General features: G+C 40.4%; 16 protein-coding genes, 1 tRNA gene and 1 pseudogene. 8 read left to right on the top strand and 10 right to left on the bottom strand.

Features of this window, described 5'->3' with window-relative positions; genetic code table 11:
• Nucleotides 1-118: 118 nt before the first annotated feature.
• Nucleotides 119-274: a hypothetical protein gene (locus tag FD725_RS12735; RefSeq protein WP_179048489.1), complete on the bottom strand. Its 156-nt coding sequence runs from the start codon at nucleotides 272-274 to the stop codon at nucleotides 119-121.
• A gap of 100 nt (nucleotides 275-374) precedes the next feature.
• On the opposite strand from FD725_RS12735, the gene FD725_RS12730 reads away from it, so the two are divergent.
• Together FD725_RS12730 and FD725_RS12725 are read left to right on the top strand one after the other, a co-directional pair.
• On the top strand, nucleotides 375-1,190 hold the full coding sequence (locus FD725_RS12730) for an S-adenosyl-l-methionine hydroxide adenosyltransferase family protein (protein ID WP_256871896.1): 816 nt from the start codon (nucleotides 375-377) through the stop codon (nucleotides 1,188-1,190).
• Between the two features lie 85 nt (nucleotides 1,191-1,275).
• Nucleotides 1,276-1,932 carry a DUF2301 domain-containing membrane protein gene (locus tag FD725_RS12725; RefSeq protein ID WP_179048488.1) on the top strand — a complete coding sequence of 219 codons (657 nt, stop codon included), beginning with the start codon at nucleotides 1,276-1,278 and terminating at the stop codon, nucleotides 1,930-1,932.
• Between the two features lie 710 nt (nucleotides 1,933-2,642).
• Here the strand turns inward: FD725_RS12725 and FD725_RS12720 are convergent.
• Nucleotides 2,643-5,492 carry an MFS transporter gene (locus tag FD725_RS12720; protein WP_179048487.1) on the bottom strand — a complete coding sequence of 950 codons (2,850 nt, stop codon included), beginning with the start codon at nucleotides 5,490-5,492 and terminating at the stop codon, nucleotides 2,643-2,645.
• 462 nt (nucleotides 5,493-5,954) lie between these two features.
• On the opposite strand from FD725_RS12720, the gene FD725_RS12715 reads away from it, so the two are divergent.
• The 4 genes from FD725_RS12715 (at nucleotide 5,955) to FD725_RS12700 (ending at nucleotide 9,229) form a co-directional block, all read left to right on the top strand.
• On the top strand, nucleotides 5,955-7,526 hold the full coding sequence (locus FD725_RS12715) for a general stress protein (RefSeq protein WP_179048486.1): 1,572 nt from the start codon (nucleotides 5,955-5,957) through the stop codon (nucleotides 7,524-7,526).
• Between the two features lie 61 nt (nucleotides 7,527-7,587).
• Nucleotides 7,588-8,049, top strand: coding sequence for a BON domain-containing protein (locus FD725_RS12710; RefSeq protein WP_179048485.1), 462 nt, complete (start codon nucleotides 7,588-7,590; stop codon nucleotides 8,047-8,049).
• 259 nt (nucleotides 8,050-8,308) lie between these two features.
• Complete coding sequence (locus tag FD725_RS12705; protein ID WP_179048484.1) at nucleotides 8,309-8,740, top strand: CAAD domain-containing protein; 432 nt, start codon at nucleotides 8,309-8,311, stop codon at nucleotides 8,738-8,740.
• 415 nt (nucleotides 8,741-9,155) lie between these two features.
• Nucleotides 9,156-9,229: transfer RNA gene (locus tag FD725_RS12700), tRNA-Pro, on the top strand.
• 839 nt (nucleotides 9,230-10,068) lie between these two features.
• Here FD725_RS12700 and FD725_RS12695 read toward each other — a convergent pair.
• From FD725_RS12695 to FD725_RS12685, 3 genes and pseudogenes are all read right to left on the bottom strand, one after another.
• Nucleotides 10,069-10,335: a hypothetical protein gene (locus FD725_RS12695; protein ID WP_179048483.1), complete on the bottom strand. Its 267-nt coding sequence runs from the start codon at nucleotides 10,333-10,335 to the stop codon at nucleotides 10,069-10,071.
• A 579-nt stretch (nucleotides 10,336-10,914) separates the two neighbouring features.
• Nucleotides 10,915-12,649: pseudogene (mutL, locus tag FD725_RS12690) on the bottom strand (DNA mismatch repair endonuclease MutL).
• A gap of 157 nt (nucleotides 12,650-12,806) precedes the next feature.
• Nucleotides 12,807-13,787 (bottom strand): folate-binding protein YgfZ, encoded by a 981-nt coding sequence (locus FD725_RS12685; RefSeq protein ID WP_179048482.1) that lies wholly within the window; start codon nucleotides 13,785-13,787, stop codon nucleotides 12,807-12,809.
• A gap of 355 nt (nucleotides 13,788-14,142) precedes the next feature.
• Here FD725_RS12685 and FD725_RS12680 point away from each other — a divergent pair, with 355 nt between their 5' ends.
• On the top strand, nucleotides 14,143-19,779 hold the full coding sequence (locus FD725_RS12680) for a Calx-beta domain-containing protein (protein WP_179048481.1): 5,637 nt from the start codon (nucleotides 14,143-14,145) through the stop codon (nucleotides 19,777-19,779).
• Between the two features lie 368 nt (nucleotides 19,780-20,147).
• Here FD725_RS12680 and FD725_RS12675 read toward each other — a convergent pair whose 3' ends face one another.
• A complete protein-coding gene (locus FD725_RS12675) occupies nucleotides 20,148-20,447 on the bottom strand; it encodes a hypothetical protein (RefSeq protein ID WP_256871895.1) in 300 nt (99 codons plus the stop codon).
• Nucleotides 20,448-20,499: 52 nt separating this feature from the next.
• Here FD725_RS12675 and FD725_RS12670 point away from each other — a divergent pair, with 52 nt between their 5' ends.
• Complete coding sequence (locus FD725_RS12670; RefSeq protein ID WP_179048480.1) at nucleotides 20,500-21,123, top strand: Uma2 family endonuclease; 624 nt, start codon at nucleotides 20,500-20,502, stop codon at nucleotides 21,121-21,123.
• A gap of 93 nt (nucleotides 21,124-21,216) precedes the next feature.
• Here the strand turns inward: FD725_RS12670 and FD725_RS12665 are convergent, their stop codons facing one another.
• From FD725_RS12665 to FD725_RS12645, 4 genes are all read right to left on the bottom strand, one after another.
• Nucleotides 21,217-21,771, bottom strand: a complete 555-nt coding sequence (locus FD725_RS12665; RefSeq protein ID WP_179048479.1) for a hypothetical protein — start codon at nucleotides 21,769-21,771, stop codon at nucleotides 21,217-21,219.
• Between the two features lie 12 nt (nucleotides 21,772-21,783).
• Nucleotides 21,784-22,692, bottom strand: coding sequence for a hypothetical protein (locus tag FD725_RS32450; RefSeq protein ID WP_179048478.1), 909 nt, complete (start codon nucleotides 22,690-22,692; stop codon nucleotides 21,784-21,786).
• A gap of 441 nt (nucleotides 22,693-23,133) precedes the next feature.
• Nucleotides 23,134-24,618 (bottom strand): glycosyl hydrolase family 57, encoded by a 1,485-nt coding sequence (locus FD725_RS12650; protein WP_179048477.1) that lies wholly within the window; start codon nucleotides 24,616-24,618, stop codon nucleotides 23,134-23,136.
• A gap of 166 nt (nucleotides 24,619-24,784) precedes the next feature.
• Entirely contained in the window at nucleotides 24,785-25,666 is an 882-nt protein-coding gene (locus tag FD725_RS12645) for an SDR family oxidoreductase (RefSeq protein ID WP_179048476.1), read from the bottom strand.
• Nucleotides 25,667-25,944: the final 278 nt, after the last annotated feature.

Below are 25,944 nucleotides of genomic sequence, written 5' to 3'. Positions count from 1 at the left end.
GTCTCTGTGCCTTTGTGGTAGAAAAATATTATTTAACCACAAAGACACAGAGAAAATAATAAAAAACCCGCGTAGGCGGGGTAACACAACAACACTATGAACAAATGAACCTGAAAAATTAAGCAAATTGTCTTAATTCAGCTTCTAGCTGCCGAACTAGCCTTTCATCACCTTTAGCTCGCGCTACTTCTAAGCGATGCTCGATATTTCTTTGAATATTGAGTTTGTGTACTTCTTGAGCAGCATTACCTGCTTTGAGTCTGTTTTGAGTCATAGTTGAACCTCTTTAAGTTTTCTACTTTATATCTGTGATTCCTAACATAACACAATTTTCGTAGTCTTTGTTACAGATTTTTTTGATTTTATGTACGCCTATGATGAGTTTTATCTCAAAAAAGTTATCAAATCAGCAAATTCTGACTTTATTGAGCGATTTTGGCGATCGCGATGTCTATGCTGCTGTGATGAAAGGAGTAATTTGGCAGATTAATCCTCATGTGCAGGTGGTAGACTTAACCCATCAGATACCACCGCAAAATCTTGCTGCTGCTAGGTTTTGTTTGCTAAATGCCTATCCTTACTTCCCAGAGGGAACTATACACGTGGCAATAGTAGATCCAGGTGTGGGTAGCACAAGACGAGCGATCGCAGTAGAATTTGCTCATGGGTTGCTAGTGGGGCCAGATAACGGTATCTTTAGTGGTGTATTAGCCCAAACTCCAGCAATTGCTGCCGTCGAACTGACTAATTCCCAATATTGGCGAATCCCCAAACCTAGCAATACTTTTCACGGTAGAGATATTTTTGCACCAGTCGGCGCTCATCTTGCTAGTGGTGTCCCTCTCCAACAGCTAGGAGAAGAAATCGACACCACAGCCTTAGTACAGATAGATATTCAGCATTGTAGGCAAACAACAACTGGTGCAATTGGTTGTATTCAATATATAGATTACTTTGGTAACTTGGTCAGCAATATTCCCGGTAGTTACGTCCAGGACAAAAAATGGTATGTAAAAATTAATGGTTTGATCATTCCAGGATGTGACACCTATAGTAATGTCCAACCTGGAGAAGCCACAGCTTTAATTGGCAGTCATGGCTGGATAGAAATTGCCATCAATAGCGGTAACGCACACACACAGTTACAACTCGACTTACAAGATACCCTAGAAGTAATTAGTGAGTGCTGAGTGCAAAATCAATTCAAAATTCAAAATTCAAAATGAAGAAATAATGACCAATGACTCTTACCCATTACCCATTACCCATTTACTTATGACTACATCAACAATATCTGTTCCAGAAGTTTATCAAGGTCAGTTTGGGGAGTTTACTATTGATCAGAGCGATCGCAATGGTGTGATTATCTATCGTGCTGGCTTAATGGTAGCGGCTGTTTGCTTTGCTGTGGGCAGCGCTTTAGTCTTATTCAACAATCATCCCCCTGTATTACAAGCACTGACACCTTTATATACTTGCTTCACTTTAGCCTTGGGTGTAAGTTTGCTGACTATTCATATTTACCTCGCACCGTTGCATAGACTATTGCAGGCGTTTTGGTTGATTGGTAGCATTGCTGCATTAGCGATCGCTCATTTTGATGATCAACCTTTTGCTGTTACTGTCTACAACCAACCCTTAACTATTTTGGGTGTTGGTTTTACTTTCGCGGCTTTAACAGGCATCTATTTTAAAGAAGCTTTTTGTTTTCATCGTCTAGAAACTAAAATATTGACCGTAACTGTACCCCTTTTGTTGTTGGGTCATTTGCTAGGAATTTTACCAACTCAATGGGAACAAGTTCTGTTAGGCATTTGGGCAATTTTCTTTCTAGTGTTTGCCGTGCGTAAAGCGGTGCAAGCTATTCCTCCTGATATTGGAGATAAATCTGTGTTTACCTATCTCAAAGAAAAACGCATGACTCAAGTATAAAAAGTATTAAATATGCAGATTGTGTCAGTTAAATAGCATCTGAAAATACTGAGGAATTATTCGTACTGATGCACTCTGCTAACTAACTCTTCAGATCCAGATTTTTGATAATTACCCAGATTTTTATTAGCTTGTGACCAGATGCTCTTATAATTTTCTATGTGTCGTCAAGAGTATTACTAGTACTATTTTTATCTATAAATAAAACTTATATTAAATATTTGTTTTTGTTAATATTAACTTGTTGATCGATTCGTAAAGATTCTGTTACAATCATTTACATAAGATAACAATTGAGTTACCAAACAAGGAATTCATGTGGCTGCTGATAATCATTTGACGCAGCTGTGTTAGCAAGACTTACTAAGTAAAGGTAGTAACAATCTACACGTTACTACTTTGATATAGGCTTCTTGTTTTTAGTTGGTTCATCAACGCTGAATTCGGTATCGGTATCTTTCATTGACATTTGGACTTCTCCTTCTAGCCTCGGTTTGCTACCGAGGTTTTTTATTATGGCGTTTTTCAATGTAGTGGCGTGGCAAGCTTTAAATGTGGCGATAGATTTTTATTTTTGTAGGGTGCGTTAACGAAGTAACGCACCGTCTTAATCTAATACAAACCTAACCCCCAACCCCTTCCCTACAAGGGAAGGGGAGCAAGATTCAAAGCCTTTCTCCTACAAGGAGAGAGGTTTGGAGAGAGGTCAGTTAACCTGTAACAGCGATCGCACCAGCAATTGCACTAGCGACTAGAGAAGATAAAGCTGTACCAAATAACCACCAAGCAGCACTAGCAACAGTTTTTCTGGTTGCTTCTACTTGTTTTTTAGCTTGATGTCGGACGGCTTTGAGGCGTTTTTGGGTTTCTTGTTGGATGCGTTCGGCGCGATGCAATACACTATCTCGTGCGGCTTCGATTTGGTCGATGACACGGTTAACATCGGACTCGGAAATATCTTCACGAGAACTGAGGATAGCGACTAGGGTATCACGGTCGAACTGACTCAGGCGATCGCGCAAAGCCTCAAACCCGGCTTGGGGATCGTCAAATAATTTAGCAAAGTCTTCTCGAATCCCCTCGTAGTTAAGTTCTGGACGATTGAGGGAGTTGAGATACTGACGAATTCTGTCAAAAATTTGATCAATTGCTGACTGTACCCGTTGTTGGATTTGTTGTAATTGACTAACAATCGAGTTACGTACCGATTCAATTTGATCGGCAATTTGATTAGCTTCTGCCTCAGAGATATCTTCCCGTTGCGATAGTAAGGCTACTATTGTCGAACGGTCAAATTTAGAGAGGCGATCGCTTAAATTACCAATTCCCAATCGGGGATCTCGCAGCAGTAATTGTAAATCGCGTTTGATACCTTCTGGATTGAGTTCCTCTTTATTGGTGTGACGTAGATAATTTTCTAAACTGGTGCCAAAATCTGCGACTCGTTGAGCAGTACGATTAGCTAAACGGCGTGGCGCTTGGACGAGATTAGCAATTGCTGTTTGTACTTGGTCGATAATTTGGTTAACCTGATCTTCGCTTAAATCTTGCCGTTGGCTGAGAAGTTTGACCAAAGTTTCTCTATCTACTTGTGACAAGCGATGTCTTAAAGCCACAGCACCCTCTTGAGGATCACGCAATAAAGTAGCCAAATCTTGCTGAATTCCTTCAGGGTTGAGTTCTTCCAGCTTGGTATTGCGCAGATAATCAGCAATGGCTGTTGTTGTGCGATCGTACTGTTCTCTAGCACGTTCTACTACTGCTTGAGGCGCTTGCAGCACACTATCCCGAACCGCTTCCACCTGATCAATGATTTGATGAATTTGTTCTTCGCTTAAATCTTGTCGCTGTTTTAGCAGTTGCACTAAAGTATCACGATCAAATTGTGATAAACGAGTTTGTAAAAGCTGGATGCCTATTTGCGGATCTTCTAATAACACTCGCAAATCACGTTTGATAGCATCAGGATTTAACTCCTCTTTATTGGTATTTCGCAGATAGTCTTCTACCCTTTGCCAGAGTTCATTGGTTTTAGCTGTGGCTTGTTCTGGAGTTTGTGCTGACTGCTGCACCGTTTTTAGAACTTCTTGGCGAATGTTTTCCATTTCCTGAGCAATTTCTTGAACTTTCGCTTCGCTGATATCACCTCGCTGTGTCAATAAGTTAGCAAAATCTTGTTGCTGGAGTTGTTCTAATTGTTGGCGGATGTGTGTAGGATCTGCCTGTGGATCGTAGATCACATCTGCAAATTCATTTTTAATGGTGATGCGGTTGAAATGCCAAGGGAAAGAATTACGAATATAATCTTCAACATCTGTTTTGATAGTATTATCACCTGATGTTGATAATCTGGTAGTGATTTGCTGAGTGGTTTGCTCTCTTAATTGTTGTAGTTGGTGAGTAATTCTTTCAACATCTATGTCTTGAACTTTGTTTTTTAACTGTTGTAGCTGATGACTAATTCTGTCCACATCGACATCAGCAATATCTACTCGATCTAATACAGCAGGGACTGCGGCACTCATGCCATATTTAACCGCTTGCTGCATGACTCCATTTCTACCGTTACCGTTTTTTCTCGTGGTAACTATCTGCTGTAACCGTTCACCCAAATTTTCTGATCTTAATTCTTCTGGTGTGGCAGATTGCAGCAAGTTAATTACTTGTTCTGTAGGATTTTTGCGAGTGAAGGTTTTCTCCCAAGCTGCTTGTAATTGGTCAGCGATTTGATTGACATTGGCTTGAGGCAAATTAGTGCGATGTGCTTCGCCTCGCCTTTGGCTATCGCTAATTAAATCCACAAAAGTTTGGCGATTAATATTTTGGAGTAAATCATTATCACCTAGAGATTGCCAATCAACATCACTCAAGATTTGCTCAAACTGACTACGAATTTCTTTTAAATCGAGTTTGGGTAAGGTAGCTAAAGAACTTTGTAAGGTATTTCTGATTGTATCTGGTTCAAAACCAGCAGTTAATTCTCTGCGGACTGCGGCTGTAATTTCTTCTGCTGTGGATACCATCTGGTTTTTAGCAGTTGTCGCACCGATCGCTGTAGTTGCTGTACCCATCAGTGCTTGCCAGCCAGAACTAACTGTGCTGACAATCGAACCTAGCAAAGAACCCACAGCCGAGGAACCAAACCAAGCTACTAAAAAGAAGTAGGTAGACCAAATAACGATACCACTGATCGCTCCCAGCATGGCACTTTGGATAAAGCTGAGTTTGACTGCTAAAAAACTTGCAGCAAATAAGGCGATACTAGCTGTTAATATTGCCCAAGTACCGAGTTTAGCTTCAACCTCCCGTACCTTACTGCCTAAAGTTTCTGCATCTTCATCATCAGTAGATGAATCATTTCCTAGAGTGGAAATACCTACAGCTACAGACAGATTAGTTAACAATAATTGAAAAGCGATCGCCATTAAAGTCCCAGCGAATAAAGCCACTAAAAATTGAGAACTAGAAAACTCAATAGATGCTTTTGTGGGAACTAGTATTTCTGGCAATCTATTTGTCGGAGTTATCCCCAAAGATAGCCAATGACAGATAGGAAACATATATTTTTTCCCGTACGTTCAACAGATGAAATCAACCCTAATTCTAGAAGGGTCTATCTCTCAGTCTATTTATTGTTTACATCGGTCTACACTTTCTCAGGTAATAATCACATTTATCAAAAGTTATATCTGCTATGGGAGAATTGAGCAGATTGAGATTCCCAAATTATTTGATCATTCGGGGATATTGTTTCTTATGAACAATATTTAAATTTTGTGAACAATAAAATCATTAATCCTATTTTTTTTGAGAAACCTATATTGAATTAAAAAGATTTAGGTTTTCCATGATTAATTAACATTTTTATACTCATGTATATCCAATGATAGAGGTCAAAATTATTCCATCTGATTGATGAAAGATCACGATAAGAAAGTGTTAATAATAAAGCAATGACATCCATGCCTTTTTAAATAATTAAAAAGCTAATTTTTTGTCTTTTATTGTTTGGAGAAGTAAGAATGGTAGTAGGTGTAGGTAGACGTGCTGTAGGTGTATTTTCTCATCGCCGAGATGCTGAACAAGCACTACACGAACTAAAACAATCCGGCTTTGCAATGGATAGAGTGTCTGTGATTGCCCAAGATACAGACAGGAACGAAGAAATTGCTGGCACTCCAGTACAAGAAAGAGTCGGTGACAAATCAGATGAAGGTGCAAAAGTCGGAGCAGCTACAGGTGGTGCTTTAGGTGGTTTGGGTGGTCTGTTAGTCGGTCTTGGTATATTAGCGATTCCTGGCATCGGCCCGATTATGCTGGCTGGAGCCACAGCAACTACTTTAGCAACTACCTTAGCTGGCGCTGGTATTGGTGCGGTAGCTGGGAGTTTACTTGGTGGGCTAATTGGTTTGGGAATTCCGGAAGAGCGTGCTAGAGCCTATGAAGACAGGGTACGCAGAGGTCACTACTTGGTAATCGTCGATGGCACAGATGCAGAAATCGCTCAAGCAGAAGCAATTTTGCGTCGTCGTGGCATTGAAGATTACGATGTTTATGACTCTCCTAGAGGCACTGGCACAACTGACATTGGTCGTACTAAACACGCTGTTGGTTACTTTTCCTTATTGCCAGATGCGGAAGCAGCAATTAACGATTTGCGGCACGCAGGTTTTCCCTTAAGTCAGATTTCTTTAATTCATCGGGCAGCTTTACGCAGCAATGCTTTCACCGATATTGATGTGAGCGATCGCTTTGATTCTCACCGTTGGCGACTGCCAGAACAACGGACTCGGTTCTATAATGAGCGCATCAATCATGGGGATTACATTGTCGCTGTTAGCGGTACAGATGCCGATATCCAACGGGCGGCAGGAATTTTAAGCAGACATGGAATTCAACAGTGGCAAATTTTTGATCCTACTGATGATAGTGCCACATATTCTCAAGGTAATAGAAGAGCGATCGGCGCATTCCCTCATCGTCGAGATGCCGAAGCCGCATTAGGAGAACTGCGAGACGCTGGTTTCCCGATGAATCGAGTTTCATTAATTGCTAAAGATGCTAGCGGTACTCCCGGCGTGGGTGGAAATCTTGGTCAAGGCAATAAAGCCGATGAAGGAGCCAAAGCTGGAGCCGCCACAGGTGGTGCTTTAGGCGGTTTAGGTGGTTTGTTAGTTGGTCTTGGGACTTTGGCTATTCCGGGAGTAGGGCCAGTTATTGCTGGTGGTGCAATCTCTACCGCTTTAGCGACAACCTTAGCAGGTGGGGCGATTGGTGCGGCAGCTGGGGGTATTGTTGGCGGACTGGCAGGTTTAGGAATTCCCGAAAACAGAGCGCGTGTTTATAATGACCGCTTCCAAAGAGGTGAATACTTAGTTATTGTCGATGGTACAGAAGCCGAAATCCAACACGCTGAAACCATCCTCAAACGTCGAGGAATACAAGAATACTCTGTTTTTGATGCCAGAGATTTACATGAAGGCACTCGTCCAGTAGTTGATCACAGAAGACAGGAAGATATCGTTCACCCCGTAACAGGCGATCGCTCAGAACCCATCGTGGAAATTATAGACCACCGCGAAGGACGAGTTTAATGTCCTCTGACTATACACACTCATCATCCATTATTTTCCATTGACACCCAGAGATAAACAGATGAAAAAGTTAACTCCTTTTTTGATTAGTTGTGTCCTAGTGCTTGGTACTGCGGCTTGTCAAGATACTTCTAAAACAACTCAAACTGCACCCAACACTACTGAAGAAAATGCCCAAACACCCTCTGTAGAAGCAACACAAGCTGCACAGCAAGATGCTCAAAGTGATCTGCGGAGAAGACAACTCAACTCAGACATCCGCGCTCGTGAAAACCGTAATAACGTGACTGGTGGCGATACCCAAAGAGCCGAAGGTGATCTTGCTAGCGAAGTTCGTTCTAAATTAGAGGCGAACATACCCAATGGACAACTGACAGTTAACGCTGAAGACAACGGCACTGTCACCGTAGGCGGAACTGTCAATAACCAAGCCCAACTAGCTAAGATTGAACCTTTAGCTAAAGAAATTAAAGGTGTGAAAACTGTTGTTGTCAAAGCAACTGTGAATCCACCCAAAAGCTGAACTTAGGACTCACGTACTCAAATTCTTGTCAGGATAATCATAGGGAACCAACCGCTTGTGGGTGGTTCCCCTTGACTATGGACTATTGACCACCCTCAGAAGGGTCTATTGGTTGAGTGCGTAAGTCCTAAGTTATTGCAGCAGTAGTTGAATATGCTAACTACTGATAAATTTCATTGACAACTGACAACATGAATGTTTATGTTTGTTTACGTCTAACCACTTACAAAAGCTGTTGTGATTGCCAAAATAAAAAACTATGGAAACCGAACAAAAGCAACAGGAATCTTTAAATGCAACTGTCTCACCAGGGACGATCGCCTTGCCTAACGCAGAAAATAGTAACTTACCCAAGCTACCACCAGCGACAGACACTACTCCTGAATGGCAACAGTTTGGTCAACAAGTTGCTGATTTTTTGGCACAACTACCAGAATATTTGGGTAGTTTTTATCAAAAATACGGACAGGCGATCATTACTGTTTTGTTAATTGTTGCGGCGATCGTTACCTCAAAGGTAGTTTTAGCTGTACTAGATGCTATTAATGATTTGCCTTTAATCTCAGCTATTTTTGAGTTGATTGGAATTATTTACTCTACTTGGTTTATTTTCCGTTATCTCATTAAAGCTTCAACTCGCAAAGAATTAACCCAGGAGATTGAAACCCTAAAAACCCAAGTTTTTGGTTAATCAGTTTCATTGCTATCATGCTGCAAAAATCTTAAATCATTCATGGTAAATTCAGATACCCGACTTCTTCAAGAAGTCGAGTATTTGTTAATGTTTATCATTAGCTCAACAGACAGGAATCCGTTTTGATTAGTGTTAGCCTTGCTTGGCGCAAGCTACTGATTTGCATAGTCAGGCAATAGACAATAGATTTAAGAGGACGTTTGAAAAGTCTGTTTCTTTGTCATGTTGAATGCAGCGTAGCGGAATGAAACATCTCGGTATGTGCCACAAAACCTAGATTCTTCCTGACGCGGAGCGTAAGGAAGAATGACATTTTTATACCTACTGAAACTTTTCCAACACCCTCTAATATAAATCTATCTTGTGAATTGATTATTTATGTTATGCTCAGAGAGTTATACAAATTTTATAACGGGATGTAGCGCAGCTTGGTAGCGCACTTCGTTCGGGACGAAGGGGCCGCTGGTTCGAATCCAGTCATCCCGACTTTTTTAGGTATCGATTGCCAGATTATTTATTCGCGTTGACAAACTAGTGTCCATTCAGCACTGGTAATAATCGAAGATGAGAAGACTTTTCAAACAACCTCTAAGCTCGACTTTATCCTTTTTTTGGCAAGGCTCAAGCTGACCCTGAAGGCTTTATGAGACGTGAGTTTTACTTTTTTGTTTGCACTGAGAATTTAGTAACATGGAAAAAGTTTTTGCCAAAAAGCTAGGGTTTTGCCGTATTAAGAAAACCAAGTTCTTAGAGGTTGTTTGAAAAGTCAAAAAGTATACTAGAAACCCCTCTCCATAGAGCGTTCGCGTAGCGTGTGCTTTGCACTCAGCGCTTCTCGTAGAATACCTCTCACGCCAGTTGCTACAACGGGGGAAAAATACGCAACGCACTGGCTCCCTGACACGGAGAGAGGCTTTGAAACCCTTATTTTCTTGTTCCCATTCCCTAGTAGGGAAGGGGTTAGGGGTTAGGTTTTTGAGATTTTGGTGTTACGCATGATACTTTTAAAATATCCTCTTAATTTTGGGTAAAGTCAAGCTTAGATAGACTATGACCCATTCCCGATCAAATATTATTTCAACTTGAATTTTAAACTATTTATTCTGATATAATCTTGGGAGGAAATACAGTTCAGTTAAAAATAGTTATGATACTGTAAACCTGCTGTCGTTACCAATCAGGTCACTATCACTGATTCTAATCTGAACTGTATTTATCAAACAACAGGATGTATGACTAATTATTCCTGAATCCTAACGCTGTCATCTAAAAAAAAGGTTGAGCAGCGTTATTTTTATCAGAAAAATTGTCATAACTTCGCTTTTTTAGTCTCCCCAAGCAACTTTTTGTGCTAGCAAAGCTTCTGCTTTTGTGACTTTATTAACTCCAGGAGGATTTAAGTAGGCAATCCCCAAAGCTTGAGTATGCTTTTGTGGGTCAAAACTACTTTTTTGACCTGTAGAAGTTGTGGGAGTTGTGGGAGTTGTGGGAGTTGTAGGTGTATCAGTTTGACCTCCGTTTAGATTAGCAGCTTCTTGAGCAGTCAGTTCAGTCAAGAACTCTTGATTGGTGGAATTTATAAGTTGTACCATTGATTTTTCTCCTGAAAATCGCAAAATTATTCTGGAATCAGCGCTTGTGAAGAAGTCATTTGGCTGCCTCAACAGTTCGCTTACTCGAATAGTAAATTTGACAATTTCTAGTTACCTCCGAATCTCAAAACCTTGTGAGGTACTATTTGATATCTTTCGAGTTATTGATAATTAAGTTATGCTTTGCTGACATTACGAACGATATTATGGGCTTTTTGCTGAGGTATTTTTGTCTTGATTATCAATAAGCTCGTTAGTCAACAAATAAATGAAAAGTATTTTGCCTAAATTGATAGGAAGCTTTTACAGCAATGATTACCAGGATTATTGTCCAGAAAAAAAATTTATTAATCTCAGTAATAAGCGTATATAGCTAAGTTTTCTACTTGACATGGGAGTTTTTCTTCAACATATTTCTTAACATTAGACCAAGGTTTATTGATAAGAAAATTAAATCAGTTACCAGTCATAACGGCGTATAGTGGGGAATTTAAATCAGTTGTCAGTTAACGCTGATATAGTGGGGAATTTAAACCCAATTATCTTGACTGATAACTGTTTACTGATAACTGATAACTGTTAAATACCATGACTCTTGCCAATTACCCAATGACGGCGGAAAAAGCGTGACAAAGCTGATTCATCCAAAGATAAATAAATAGGTCGGCCGTGGGGACAAGTGCGGGGGTGGCGTGTGCGTTGCCAATCATCTAATAACTGCTGCATTTGTGGCAAACTCATCTGTGTACCGTTGCGAATAGCACTACGACAAGCAACAGCAACTTGGGCTGTTTGTAAGTCACCTCCCCAGCTAAGTTCTAAAATGGCTTCGGCAGAGTCTTCTCGTTGTTGGAGGATGGCTGGTAGATTGCGGACTGCCCAAAGTTGTTCTCCAAATGGTTCAATATCTAAACCAATGCGTTGTAGTTGATTAACTTGGGCGGGAGATAATTGATAGAGAATAATTGGTGGTTCAACAGCAATTAGTTGCCAGTTGTCACACAATTGTTCATACAAAACTCGTTCGTGGGCAATGTGTTGTTCAACTAACCACATTCCCCCAGGATGTTCAGCGACAATATAGGTATTGCTAACTTGAGCGACTGCTTTTAAATAGTGCTGAGTGTTATCTTCATGGGAATTTTGCGAGTTAAAGTTGTAGTTACCTTTTTCTTCGGCGGCTTTGAGTAATTGACTGACTCTGGTTGTGTGGACAGATTCTTTGATATTAGCTGTAGAAATACGTAGCGTTTTGTGAATGGCTTGGGTAATTTGCTCTTGCCAATAACTTAAATCGTTGAGATAGATTTCTGTTTTTGCGGGGTTACGATTCCAGTTGATTTGGTTGGGAGAAATGGCAAGATGTAAGAAACAAATGGGATAGCGATCGCGTGGTAATGTTTTGTGAAATGCTGCCAAAATTGTGTGTTCTAATTCTGGTGATTTAACCATTCTGCCGTTAATCGCTACCTTCACCCAATCGGGACGATGACGGTGACAACGGTCTGGTAAACCTATGACTAGGGAGAGTGTGGAGTGCTGAGTGCTGAGTGCTGAGTGCTGAGTGGGGAGTGGGGGAGTGGGGAGTGGGGAGTGGGGAGTGCTGAGTGGGAATTGGGGGGTTGGGGATTTGTTGTGTGAGTTCTTGTAAATCGCCTTGTCGTAGTTGGGTGAGAAATTGGGGTATTTGTTGTCCGACGGTGGTAGCTGGGGAGATGGTAAACCATAGTTTGTCATTTTGCTGAACTTGCCAAGCCACATGAGGATGACATAGGGCAATTTGTTGAATTGCAGTTTGTACAGCCTTCATTTGCTGTGTGGTGGTTGGTAAGCCTTGACGACGGGATGGACAATGAGCAAATAAATTTGAGACTGTGACTACTGTACCAGGAGCGATCGCTGTTGCTTCGACTTGCATCACTTTGCCTGCATCGCCGTAGACAACTCGCCATCCTTCATTGCCAGATGTGGAACGACTCAATATTTCCAAATCGGCTAGAGTTGTTAAACTGTGTAGCGCTTCGCCGCGAAATCCCAAACTCTGAATTTTCCACAAATCTGCACTAGAACGAATTTTACTAGTACTGTGAGCTGAAGCTGCTTGTTGTAAATCATCTAAATCCATGCCACAACCATTATCTGCTACACGGATACGCCACTGTTCCGGCCAGAGATAAACAACAATTCTGGTTGCACCTGCATCTAAGGCATTTTCCGCCAACTCCCGCACCACAGCAGCAAAGGAGTCTATAACCTCACCTGCCGTAATCAGATGTACGACTTCTCTCGGTAAAGTTTGAATAGTAGATGCCATATTGAGTTTCCTGGTGAGAGACTGCAAATCAGATGCTCATAAGTAATCAGACATAATTAATTACACAAGTTATTTCCTGTAACCTGTAACCTGTAACCTGTAACCTGTAACCTGTCCCCTATCTCTACATAAGAATTTAATTGTGTCCAACTACCTATTAGGGATAATCATGAGAAACAAAAGGGATGGCAACGATTTCACCTTCAGTATTACCTACTTGCACTTTTAAACCTACGCCACCAGCCTTAGAGCGAATATAACCCAGTCCAAAATAACCATCAGAGGTTTGTGTATAACTAGTGAGTTTACCGACTTTTTCATCACCAATAGCAATATTATCTCCTACTGTTGCCGGGGCGTTGAGATGGATACCCCAAAGATATTGTTTGACACCTTTATATGTATTCAAACGGGCGATGGTTTCTTGACCGATATAGCAACCTTTACTAAAGGATATAGTCTGCCACAATCCCACCTCTAAAGGATTGTAGTCATCAGTAAGTTCTGCATCTGGGGCTGGTCTGCCTTGTAATATCCTGATAGTATCCCAGGCGCGATCGCTCAATTCCACTGCACCTAACTCTAAAATTTGTTCCCATATCTGCTGTTTTTGGGAAACTGGCAAAATCAAGGTATATCCTGGGGAAGCCAAGCCACTACCGACTGCAACGATCACATCATCAACTGTAATATGGTTGCCGTAAGCTTGACCAATAATTGCCCCAGCCCCCAATTTCTCGACTATAGCGTCACTTTCTGCACCAATAATACTCAAAGTTGCCGTTTCATCTGTGATATCAGTCAATTGCACCTTGTCCGCAAAAAAGATATAACGATCTAGCCATTGCAATAAAAACTCCCGACGGCTAGGTGAAACCAAAAGTAACACATCATCATCGCAAATATACGCACTAACTAAATCAATAGTACGAGCCGTCGATGTCACCATTACAGTATCACAGCCTTGTCCCGGCTTGAGACTTTGGAAATCATTCGTACTTTGATTATGTAAAAAACGTAAACGGTCATCATCGGAAACACGGATGCGTCCCCAATGAGAGCGATCGCACACAGCAACCCCTGCGGTTGCGGCTTGGATAGCAGCTGCGTCTTTACCGTCAATTGCAGATGTTGCCATAAGAGTCAAGGGTTACTTTGTGTTAATGTTTGCGCCTTGGTGATTTTAGCAAAGAATTCAGGAGAGCGATCGCTTCCTCAAGCGTCATTTCTTTACGTAGCAACACTCAGTTAATTTTTATATTCACATTAGTAAGCTTTGTTGTTAAAAAAAGTTTACGTAAATATACTAACAAGTTCCGACTTTTTTCCGACCTTTTCCGACCATAAAACCTGATACTAGGCAGTATAGTATTTTAAATGATAGGTTTCAGCTAAAAAACTTACATTAAAAAAGGTTTTCAGTTACGGCAGTATCAGCAAATTTACTGTCAGTATGATGATCTTGGCAAAATTACAATTAAAGGATAATTTTTATGTTTGACTCCAACGAATTTAGCTCTAACGCCAACTACGAACTAGAACCTAATATTGCTAATATTTTGGCAACATCTCTGCAAAATACTTACAGCACCCTGACAGCTGCCTCGAAAAGTAATAATTTTTTGCCTGCGATCGCACCAATATTTGATAGCAGTGGAGATTTAAGCAGACTACAAGCATTGTCTGATAGTTGGGCATCAGGTGATTTCAGCCAATTACCGATTATTCAGATTCTGCCGAGCAATTTGATGAATGGCGCAAATGGTGCATTTTCTGAAGCTACTCGTACAATCTATTTATCATCAGACTATCTTGCCCAAAACTTGAGCAATCCAGATATTCTCACAGGTGGTGTGACAGGGACTTTACTAGAAGAGATTGGGCATTTTGTCGATACCCTGCTAAATCCAGGTGCTGATACTGTTGGAGATGAGGGAGAATTATTTTCCAAGACCCTGATGGGATCATCTCTCAGTGATGCAGAAAAATTGCTGATTCAGCAAGAGGACGATCATAGCTTCATTACGATTGATGGTAATGCGATCGCTGTTGAACAGTCCTTGACAAATATTCCCGTGATTAGTGTCACTGCTAGCGATGCCAGTGCTGGCGAAACCGCTACAGGTGTAACAACAAATCCTGGAACCTTCACCCTCACTCGTACCGGAGATTTAACCACAGCCGTCACTGTTAATTACACATTGGCTGGAACTGCCACTAAGGGGGTAGACTATAGCAACTTAACTGGAACTGTAGGTTTTGCTGCCGGTGCTAGTACGACGACAGTGAAAGTGACACCCATTGATGACACTCTAGCCGAAAACAGTGAAACCGCAATTCTCACCTTAAAAACCGGCACAGGTTACACCCTGGGAACAACAACCCTTGCTACCATCACCCTGGCTGATAATGAAACTCCCGTGATTAGTGTCACTGCTACCGATGCCAGTGCTGGAGAAACCGCTACAGGTGTAACGCCAAATCCGGGAACCTTCACCCTGAATCGCATCGGCAATTTAGCCACAGCCTTAACCGTTAATTACACATTGGCTGGAACTGCCACTAAAGGGGTAGACTACAGCAACTTAACTGGCACTGTTAGCTTTGCATCTGGAGCTAGCACTGCGACTGTAAAAGTTACACCAACCGATGATACTCTGGCTGAGAAGAGTGAAACCGTTATTCTCAGCTTACAAACAGGGACAGGCTACACCCTGGGAACAACAACCCTTGCTACCATCACCCTGGCTGATAACGAAACTCCCGTGATTAGCGTCACTGCTACCGATGCCAGTGCTGGTGAAACCGCTACAGGTGTAACGTCAAATCCCGGAACCTTCACCCTCACTCGCATAGGCAATTTAGCCACAGCCTTAACAGTCAATTACACCTTAGCGGGAACTGCTACTAAGGGGGTAGACTACAGCAACTTAACTGGGACTGTAGGCTTTGCTGCTGGTTCGGATAAAGCAGTAGTGAATTTCACCCCCATTGATGACATCTTGGCTGAAGGGAATGAAACAGTGATCTTAGCCTTGGCAACTGGGACAGGTTATACAGTGGGAACGACGAAGACGGCAACCGTCACTATTGCCGATAACGAAGTATTACCAACTCAAAATATTCTCCAAGGATTATCCTTAACCGCAAATATATTTACAGCATTAGATAATGTCTTTGCTCAAAATTCCTTATTACTTCAAAAGCTTGATTTATTAAGTAAACGGATTGACATTGATACAGCAAAAACTTTTTTAGGAGATGCTAAAACTCGTCTTAACCAAGCCATCATTAGTTTGAATAGCTTATCAAGTTTAAATTTGAAAACAATTGTCGAGCAATTGTCAAATGCTATTAACAATATTGGCAGCGTCACAGTTAGTGTTAATGGACAACTAATTGCTTCTAACCTTGTTGGTAGCGTTAATCTCACCAGCGATAGTGAAGTTATATTTAACTTTGACTTTGCTAAATTATTTACAGTTGCTCAAGGCCTGACTGGAACAAAGACATTGAGCCTTGCAGGTGTAGACACAAATGCAACTATAACAGGTAATGCCAATGGATCTGGCTCTCTTGGCTTTAAGCTTAACCTTGGTATTGACAAGTTAGGCAAAGCTTTTGTGATTGAAGGTGGTCTTCTCAGTGCTGTTTTCGATTTAAATACCACATTAGCAGGCAGTGCCTCTATCAAAGGACTAGCTAATGGTCAGATAAGTGGAACAGGCAAACTAAATCTCAACACCCAATTAAGAATAGATGATGGTGATACTATTGCCAACGAGCGACTTTATCTGTCGAGTAATAATATAGGAACACTTTTTGCCGCCAATGGCGTATCCTTCGCAGGCGGAATTGTGTTGAGTAGTGCCACCATTAAAGGAAGTATTGCCAATCTATCAGCATTTGAAATTCCCATTGCCGCTACAGGTAGTTTGAATTTTGTGACAGGCAAAGCTGAGTTGACTGTTCAACAGGATGCCATTTTAGATGCGTTAGTAAATGCAGCAGAAAAAGGGATTAGCTCTCTTGCTAACCAGAGTAGTAAGGTTGCCCAATTTACTAAAAATATTCCGTTGATTGGCAGTAATTTATCTACTGCACTTGCATCAGTCATTACTAAAGGACTGAAATTTGATGCGCCTAATACAGGAACGAAAGCTTATCTAGCATCTCGTAATATAGTTGTTGAGAAAATTATTACCCCGCAGCAATTCTTTAGTGGGAATGTTCTCACCAATGATGTGTTGTTATTGCGCTACAATCCCTCAGTTAGCGACACATTGCCATTAGCAAATACATCTAGTAGTTTTGATGCGGGTTTAGCCAAGTTTACTCTCAAGGGAAATTTGCAAGCTACGCCTAATCTAGCTCTTGATTTACGCTTTGGTATCGATCTGGCAAATGGCCCCTTTATTTTAGAAGGAGGCACTATCGATGCACAGTTACCGATTAAGGGAAGTTTTGACGGTACAGCAAACATTGGTCAATTGATCACAGGTCAAGTAAGTATTACCAATGCAATTTTGAATCCGGTAGCAAAACTCATTTTTAGTGATTTTGATACTGTTACGAATGAGCGTTTTTATCTGTTAGGTAGCAATAATACCCTCTCTTTAGATAATATTTTGGGTAAAAAAGATGCCATTTCTTTAACTGGTAATTTAGCTTTAGATGCGGCACTTACGATTGCTAATATCAATATTCCATTGCTCAAACAACTTAATTTAAGCAGTTTTACATGGAATGCTAGTGTTCAATACGATCTAGTTACAGGTCAAGCTAACTATACAGTTAAAAATGATGACAGCATTACTGCAATCGCTAGTCTTTTTAAGGGTAAACAGGGAGATATTATCAATTTATTTTTAGGAGATTTGGTTAACTCTAATCCGATTCCTAAAGATATTCGTACAATTCTCACAGAGAAAATACCTCTACTAGACAAGAATCTACTAGATATTATTGGTGCGCCTAAAGGGCTTCAGCTTTTGATTAACCCTGATCAGTTTAAAGGGAAAACTCTTCAGCAAATCAATGATAAAACAGGACAACAGGGACTTGATATTCTGGATTTGAGTTTAGATTTAGTCAAAGTCGATAATGTTTTTAATCTTCTAAGTGGTAAGGATACTAACCTTATTAGTTTAGATATTAAACAAACTCTTGCTTCGTTTGGAAAGAAATTTACGGTATTACCTAGCACAACCGTGTTTACTTTTTACGGGATTGCAGGTGTCAGTGTCGGGGTTGATATCGAAGCCATCATCTCAATGTTAGTTGATACAACTGTAGGTTTTGATACACAAGGATTCTATGTGATTGAAAGTGGGGCGAAAGCTCCTTCAGGTCGAACTGTAGGAAATATGTTATTTTCTCTCAATCCTACGGTAACTGGAATCATAACAGGAACCCTAGACATAATAACAGTTGTGCCGTTGATTGATATTGCTGGAAGAGTTTCTTTGATAGGGCAACTCGGACTTCGCCTAGATGATAGTCCTTCGGGGGTTGATTCCGATCCTAAAGTTCGTTTATCAAAGCTGAATGATACGAATCTATTTCCGACACTGAAAATCGATCTTGGATTAGGTCTGACTTCTACTTTGTTCCCTATAGGGGATTTGGGTCTGCCTTTAGTTAAAAAAGGGGAAGTTGAAAAGATTGTGCCTCTTTATAACAAGAGCGCAGGTTCTCTTGCTGATGTCAAGAATGATGTTAAGGCTTTTATTGATAAAACTAGAGGAGAGGGGGCATTAAAAGTTTATGCACTAGGTGTTATTACTGGCGATCCCACGTTACTTACTGCGGGTACTGTCCTTTTGGGTACTTCTCCCCAAGTGACTCAAGCATTTAGTGAGTTGGCGACTGGGTTGAAGGAAAGTGGTCGTGATATGTTGGGTGCAGCAAAGGATTTGGCACTGGTAACGAAGACCTATGGACTTAAGTTAGGAGACACAGCTAAATTCCTGTATGAGAATTTTACGGGGGGTGTTGTCGGTGTTGCGAGTGCTTTATATAAGGAAGTAACTCAAGATATTAGTGATATTGCAAAGGGTCTTTACAATGGAGTAACTCAGGATTTACGGAGTATTGCCAGAGGTCTTTACGATGGAGTTACAACCAATTTAGATAGCATTGCAAAAGGTATTTATAACGGTGCTATTCAAGACATCGGTAAAATTGCAAAAGCAATTATAGATGAGTTTGGGAAAGGCTTTTTCTTCTCACTTGGTAATTTAGTGTCAGAATTTCTTCCTGATGGTAGACAAATAGAAAACTACTTCAATGATGCAGGGAACTATTTGAGAAGAACCTTTAACTCAGCAGGTAAACTCATTGAGAAAATAGATTTTCTTCCTGATGGCAGACAAATAGAAAACTACTTCAATGATGCAGGGAACTATTTGAGAAGAACCTTTAACTCAGCAGGTAAACTCATTGAGAAAATAGATTTTCTTCCTGATGGCAGACAAATAGAAAACTACTTCAATGATGCAGGGAACTATTTGAGAAGAACCTTTAACTCAGCAGGTAAACTCATTGAGAAAATAGATTTTCTTCCTGATGGTAGACAAATAGAAAACTACTTCAATGATGCAGGGAACTATTTGAGAAGAACCTTCAACTCAGCAGGTAAACTCATTGAGAAAATAGATTTTCTTCCTGATGGTAGACAAATAGAAAACTACTTCAATGATGCAGGGAACTATTTGAGAAGAACCTTCAACTCAGCAGGTAAACTCATTGAGAAAATAGATTTTCTTCCTGATGGTAGACAAATAGAAAACTACTTCAATGATGCAGGGAACTATTTGAGAAGAACCTTTAACTCAGCAGGTAAACTCATTGAGAAAATAGATTTTCTTCCTGATGGTAGACAAATAGAAAACTACTTCAATGATGCAGGGAACTATTTGAGAAGAACCTTCAACTCAGCAGGTAAACTCATTGAGAAAATTGAGTGGTTAGGAAATATACAAAAAGAATTTTATTATGTTGAAGGTCAGTTAAATAAATATTATGAATACGTTGGAGGAAGCCTCAAAAAATACTGGGATACTGCTCAAGGTTGGTGGGATTCTGCGATTGGCTGGTTAACTACAAAGCCTAGCTGGTGGCCTTTCTAAAAAATTTCTACATTGTGACTTAAAGGATAAAGTAAACCTTAAATTTTAGAGTGCATTATAGCAACGCTTAACGCACCGAGAAACATAGTGCGTTACGGCTGATTTCTACTCTCTCAAACTCCTAAATCTTTGCACAGCCGTAACACACCCTACCTTAATATTTACTTTATAAATAGGCTCGAATTTTATGTTGGAGATTTACTAAAATGGCTTATCTAGTAGATTGTATTAACCAAATTCAATGCGCCTTTACCCTATTTTTAGAATTTAGTGTAACAGGCAATCATGGCGATCGCTCTCTATGTTGATAAGCTTTTTGGGCTTGTTCTTTGATATCTTCTGGTAGGTTTGCATAAGCTTCCCAAAAATCACTTGTTGCAAATGACTTCATTGATATTCTTGACCCTGTTACCTGCAATGTCTGCTTCTGCTTTAGCCATGAGTTTATCTAATTTGCCTGATTTCAAGTCTTCTGCAATTTGTTGATCCCATATCTCATTTAAATATTCTTGCAGCCATGTTGCAAGTTGACGAATATCATCTTCTGGTAGCTGTCTAATCGCTGCCTCAATCTCTGATAAAGTACCCATACATAATCTCAAAACTACTTTTGTATTTATATTATCTTCTCCTTGAAGGAGCGATCGCCCTCCCTTACCCAACCTCAAGCTATGATTTCAGAAGTAGAGTCAAGTACCCGTCAGCAAGAGGAAGAAGGCGATGTACGCAACCGTTACACAACCACTGACTTTTGCGGAGTTTCTGGCCTGGGATGATGGTTCAGGCAGAGAGTTTGAACTATTAGATGGGATTCCTGTGCCATTATCAGAACCAAATGCTAATCATGAGGATTTAATTCAGAGGCTGTGTGCTTACTTAGAAAATCACTGCCAAGAAAATAATCTACCTTACGTGTCGCGCCAGTCTAAGCAGGTTCGGCTCAAAATAGCATCAGGAGAAAAGGAAAAAAGCCGCAAAGCAGATATTGTGATCTTTGCTAGGGAGGAATGGCAGAGAATGAAAACTAGCTCTAGTTCTGCTGCTGCTTACATTCCCCCACCAGGAATCATTGAAGTTGTTAGTAATAACTGGAAAGATGACTATCTGACAAAGCTGGCAGAATATGAGGATTTGGGTGTTTTCGAGTATATTATCATAGACTATGCTGCTTTCGGTGGCATTCGGTTTATTGGTTCTCCCAAGCAACCGACTATTACAATCTACCAACTTGAAGATGGAGAATATTTACCGCCAAAGGTATTTCAAGGACAGGATAGAATTGATTCTAAATTGTTTCCTAATATTCCCCTAACGGCAGAACAAATTTTTGCTATGAGTCGCTGATTAGCCACAAAAAAGTTTATTCTAATCATCTTCTTTTCATAATCAGCCAAAGGTAATCAAATGTAATGTATCTAGTGATAGTGATTCGCTGTTTCAACAAGTATTCTTCGTAATTCTAATCAAAAAACGTAGAGCTTCATTTACTGCTTGAGAATTAGGAAACATTGCTGCAACATCTGCTTCTAAACGAACTGTCAAAGCTCCAGAATTTTTGCTATTATGTTCAAATTTGTCTATATTGTTATTTTCCAAAACTTGTTCTGAATGAGTTTTAATCTTATGTATAAGCTTGTGAGAAGATGAATCATTTAATTTGTTAACAAGGGATTGCCAACTAGTTGCTTTTATCTTAAAGTGATTCTTTGCTTCACTTAATGTTTTAAATTTTTGTTTGAGAATCTCAACTGTATAAATATCATTTTGATACGTCTGAGATGGTTGATTAAGGTCTTCTTCAACCATCTCAACTACCTCATCAATCAGTCGGTCGTGATTTTCGGAAATTTGAGCCGCAGCTCCTAAAATACGAGAGGTGGCTTTGATCTGTATTTCTGTTTCTTGTTTAAGCTTATCGGCAATATTACGAATTTGCTGTCCCAGCTTTGCTTGATTTTGAGTTCCTATAGTTGATGCTGATTTTTGACTCATAAAGATGCTTGTTTATTCTGAAAGTATCTCTTTAATAGCAAGCCAGATACGTTTAAACTTTTGTACCAAACCTACAGGATTGCCTGTTGTTTCTGCTTCCACCGAATCTACTAGAGATTGAATTCTATCCATGCGATCTGCTACAACGTAGAGATTATTTATAGCTTCATCTTTGCTTGCCAAAGATTCGCGTAGTAGAACAACCATCTCGGCAATTTCCCGTTTTAGCCTTTCGTTCTCGGCTTTACGACGAGTTTCCCATCCCTTAATACCAGCCTTAGAACGTCGCTCATATTTAAGTTGTATTTGTACTTCATTATACATACTTAAATAATTGTCTCGCTCAGACCTGACTTCCTCATATTTGGCAAGTAATTCAGTCGCTCTTGCTTTTTCTTCAGTGTAACGATGTAGAGCTTGCTGATAATTTTTTTGCTCATCAAGATATATCTGATAATTGTGTGTTGCACGTTCTTTTAATTCATGAACCTCAACTTGGTAAGTTTGGATATCTTGCTGAACTTGAGTCAGTTGGGATGCAGCTTCCTGATTTTCTATCGCACGTTTTTCCCATTCATCACATTGGGTAATTAATTCAGTTACTCTCGTTTTTTCTCCATTGTAAAGGCATAAAGCTTGCTGATAATTTTGTTGTTCATTCAGATATATCTGATAATTGTGTGTTGCACGTTCTTGTAATTCATGAACCTCAACTTGGTAAGTTTGGATATCTTGCTGAACTTGAGTCAGTTGAGACGCAGCTTCCTGATTTACTTTAGCTTGTTGTTCCCATTGAAGTGCATCAGCACGAGCATTCTTCCATAGGTGTTTAAGCTCATGATAAGAAAGTGGTTCTTTGGCAGGCGGGTGAGGATTGTTGACAGAGGGATTTTTGCGACGATCCTTATCTGCGTCTCGCATAGCTATAATAAATGTGATAAATATTACTTCAACTTCTATATTAATACAATTTTTTTCAGTTTTTTAGTATCCTCGTGCCTTGATATTTTCCAGTAACCTGGGTAAAGACTCATCATCGTATTCAGTATATTCTCCATTGTTTAGCTGTTCAGATGCGATCGCCATATCTCACTGTAATACTTTTAATTTCAGCTGATGTAGTTCCTCCTCTGCACTTTTAAGTCAAAGGTTTGACAGTAGCTAGTTGCTTCAAGAAGTGCGGCTACAAGAAGAAGGCACTCATCCGCGACTTCTATGCAGTGGGTGATGATAAGATCATGTTCTGCAAAGTTTGAACGCAGACTAGGCTACAACTAATTACATTATTCTGAAATACAAATCTTCCAACTGAATTACCTTGCCGATTAAGGGTTTAGCTGAAGTCGGACTAGTCAAAACACTTTATGCTAGGACATTTTTACCACGTTGGTAAATTTCCCGCGCATAATCTGTCCAAGCACCTTGTCCCCAATAGCGAAAACAGCTGGTTTGCAGTAAAAGATTATGTAGCAGTGCTTGACGATAATCAGCTTGTTTAGTAATAGATGCTGCTGAGTTTGTGAGCAATAATTCATCAAATTTTTGATGAAATAAACTACTCAATTCATACATAGGATTTAAAACATTATCATATCCTTTAACCCAACTAATATGATTTGTCCAAGAAGCTCCGTCTAGATGAAAATTAGGATTAATTTGCTTTAATTCTTGGATAGCATTTTCCACTGCTTCCGGTTGACAATTATCTGGAGAAACCTTCTCCCATATTAGATGTTGCCCCACTGGCTGACAAGTAGGAAAGTCTTCCGATTGACATCCAGCAGCTGCGATTAATTCTAAATATTCTGTACCACACACTCCCACAGTCCCAGATTTTTTGCCACCATGATTAACCATATCCCACCAAGCTTGTTTAAAGGCGCTGGGAAATTCGTTCATCATCACGCCGCCGTTTTCACCATCACCAATTTGGCTGACTATTGGTGGGATCGATATATTACCCAAGTTGCGTTTTGATAATGTTTTGGCTTCATAGTATGGCTGCATCTGTCCCACTAATTTAGTATCTGAACCTTGGGTTTTAATTAAAGCTGTGATACTAATTGTTTCGCCTTGAGAATTCCGCGCTATTAAACGATGGGGTAAATGTTTATCACTCAGAGATTTACCATCAATTGTTTCGACAGTATGTTCTTGCACTAGTAGCCAGCGATAACCACATTCTTTGAGGGCTTTGATAAAGGCAAATAGTGTGTCAGGGTGATTGGGTAAGTGCATTTCTGGTGGTGAAAAACCTTTGACTCGCGCTAATGCTTCCCAGCCAAAAATTGCGGCAAAATATTGTTGCCATGCCAAAATATGCAACTTAATATCTGGTATGGGGGTAGAAGGGACGACTGCATGACCCCACATTGTCCCTAACCATTCTACATAGGGTTGATAGGTGGGGTTACAAGTAATGCGCTTCAAGTTATCTAACACATCGTTGCGTCCCATTTGTCTGAGTCCCCACAATAGATTACCAGAGTAATCCAACATAACACGGGGATTGCAACCTTGACTCACCAGTTCGGGAATGAAATCGCCCATGCGACTATAGCAATAGGCAAAAGTCCCGGCGTTGTGGTTGTCCCCGTCGTGGGGATGAGCAAACATATATTGCAGATTACTGATCAGTTCGCCACTATCACCAGCTGGTATAGTTGGTTGGTGCATATGTAAGGCGATCGCAAATGCTGCATTCACATCCTCTAACTTCAGATTCGTTGAAGGTAAGAACACTGGTGCATCACGATTAACTACGGTAAGAACCTCAGCTTCCCATCCAGATATATTCGGTAAACCATCAATAATTTCCGGTGGAGTTGTATCAACTAAGGAAAGCATTTTGGTCGCTCCAGCACAAGAGAACATCTCATTATCTAATGAGAACACCAGTAAATAATTACTAATTCGTAATTCGTAATTCGTAATTCGTAATTAAAATCGGCTGATGCGCGTCTGGATAACACAGTCTCACTGGTGAGATGTCCAGAGTGACTAATGACTACTATCAAGATTTGCGTGCAAACACAAAGGGGAAACGATTTCCTAACAGTAATGAATCGCTAAAACGGTGAATTTTTGTCCAAATACTCACATTTTCAGCAAATTGTGGCTTTTTGGTGGTTGGTGGTGCGGCAATTTTTAAAATAAATTCCAGTAACCACGGTGCTAGGCGTTGACACCAAATAGCGACATGACTTTGCCATCCTACCAGGATTTCTGCTGAATCTGTTTCTAGTCCAGCAATCAGTGCTTTGGCTACTTGTTGGGGAGTCATCGGTGTTACCCAGCGAAATAGTTTTAAGTCACGCACCATATCTGTGTCGGTGAGAGATGGTAACAAAGCTTTTACCTGAATATTATACTCAGCTAATTCTTGTCGCAAGGCTTGAGTAAACCCCAAAATGGCAAACTTCGTTGCAGAATAAGTCGCCATTGTCGGTGCAGCGACTTTCCCCATTAAGCTAGACACATTGACAATTGTCCCTTGTCTTTGACTCGCCATCCGTCTGGCGATAAGGCTGGTGAGGGTGTACATTCCCAATAAATTGACAGACAATTCCTCTTGCACTTGGGGAAGTTTTGAGCGCAAAAATGAGTTTTGATAAGCTACCCCTGCACAGTTTACCAATAGGTGAATGGGGCCGTAAGTGCGCCATAGTTGAGCGATCGCAATATTAACCTCCGTCGCTCGTGTCAAATCAATTGCTAACGTTGTCGCTTCAACACCCATTATCTCAATTTCTTGGGCAACTTCCGCTAACTTTTGGCGATCGCGTGCCACTAAAATTAATCTTTGTATGCCCTGTTGGGCTAATTCTACAGCGATCGCTCGCCCAATGCCACGTGAAGCCCCAGTGATCAGGGCTACTTTGCCTTGAACATCCATAATTATCATCCTCTAGAGTCTAAGTCTTACACCTGTTTTTGATTAACCTCTCAGCACAGGTAAGACAAATCATCAGTTGTATTGAATTCTCGACAGCAATTAGCCTTATAGCAACGAAATATTTTTAGGCTAATCTGCAATGCAAATCAATTTCTTACATCATTGGCTGAATTGATATAGCTCATAGGTTTAACTTACCTCTCTTAAATCAGAGCGTTCATCAGCATCGTTGCCTCTACACACGTTAGCAATTAAATCAAGGTCTTGCAATATTCTTT

The sequence above is a fragment of the Nostoc sp. TCL26-01 genome, assembly GCF_013393945.1.
GTDB lineage: Bacteria > Cyanobacteriota > Cyanobacteriia > Cyanobacteriales > Nostocaceae > Trichormus.
The sequence above is the reverse complement of the archived record's forward strand: the minus strand, read 5'-3'. Positions and strand labels throughout refer to the sequence as shown.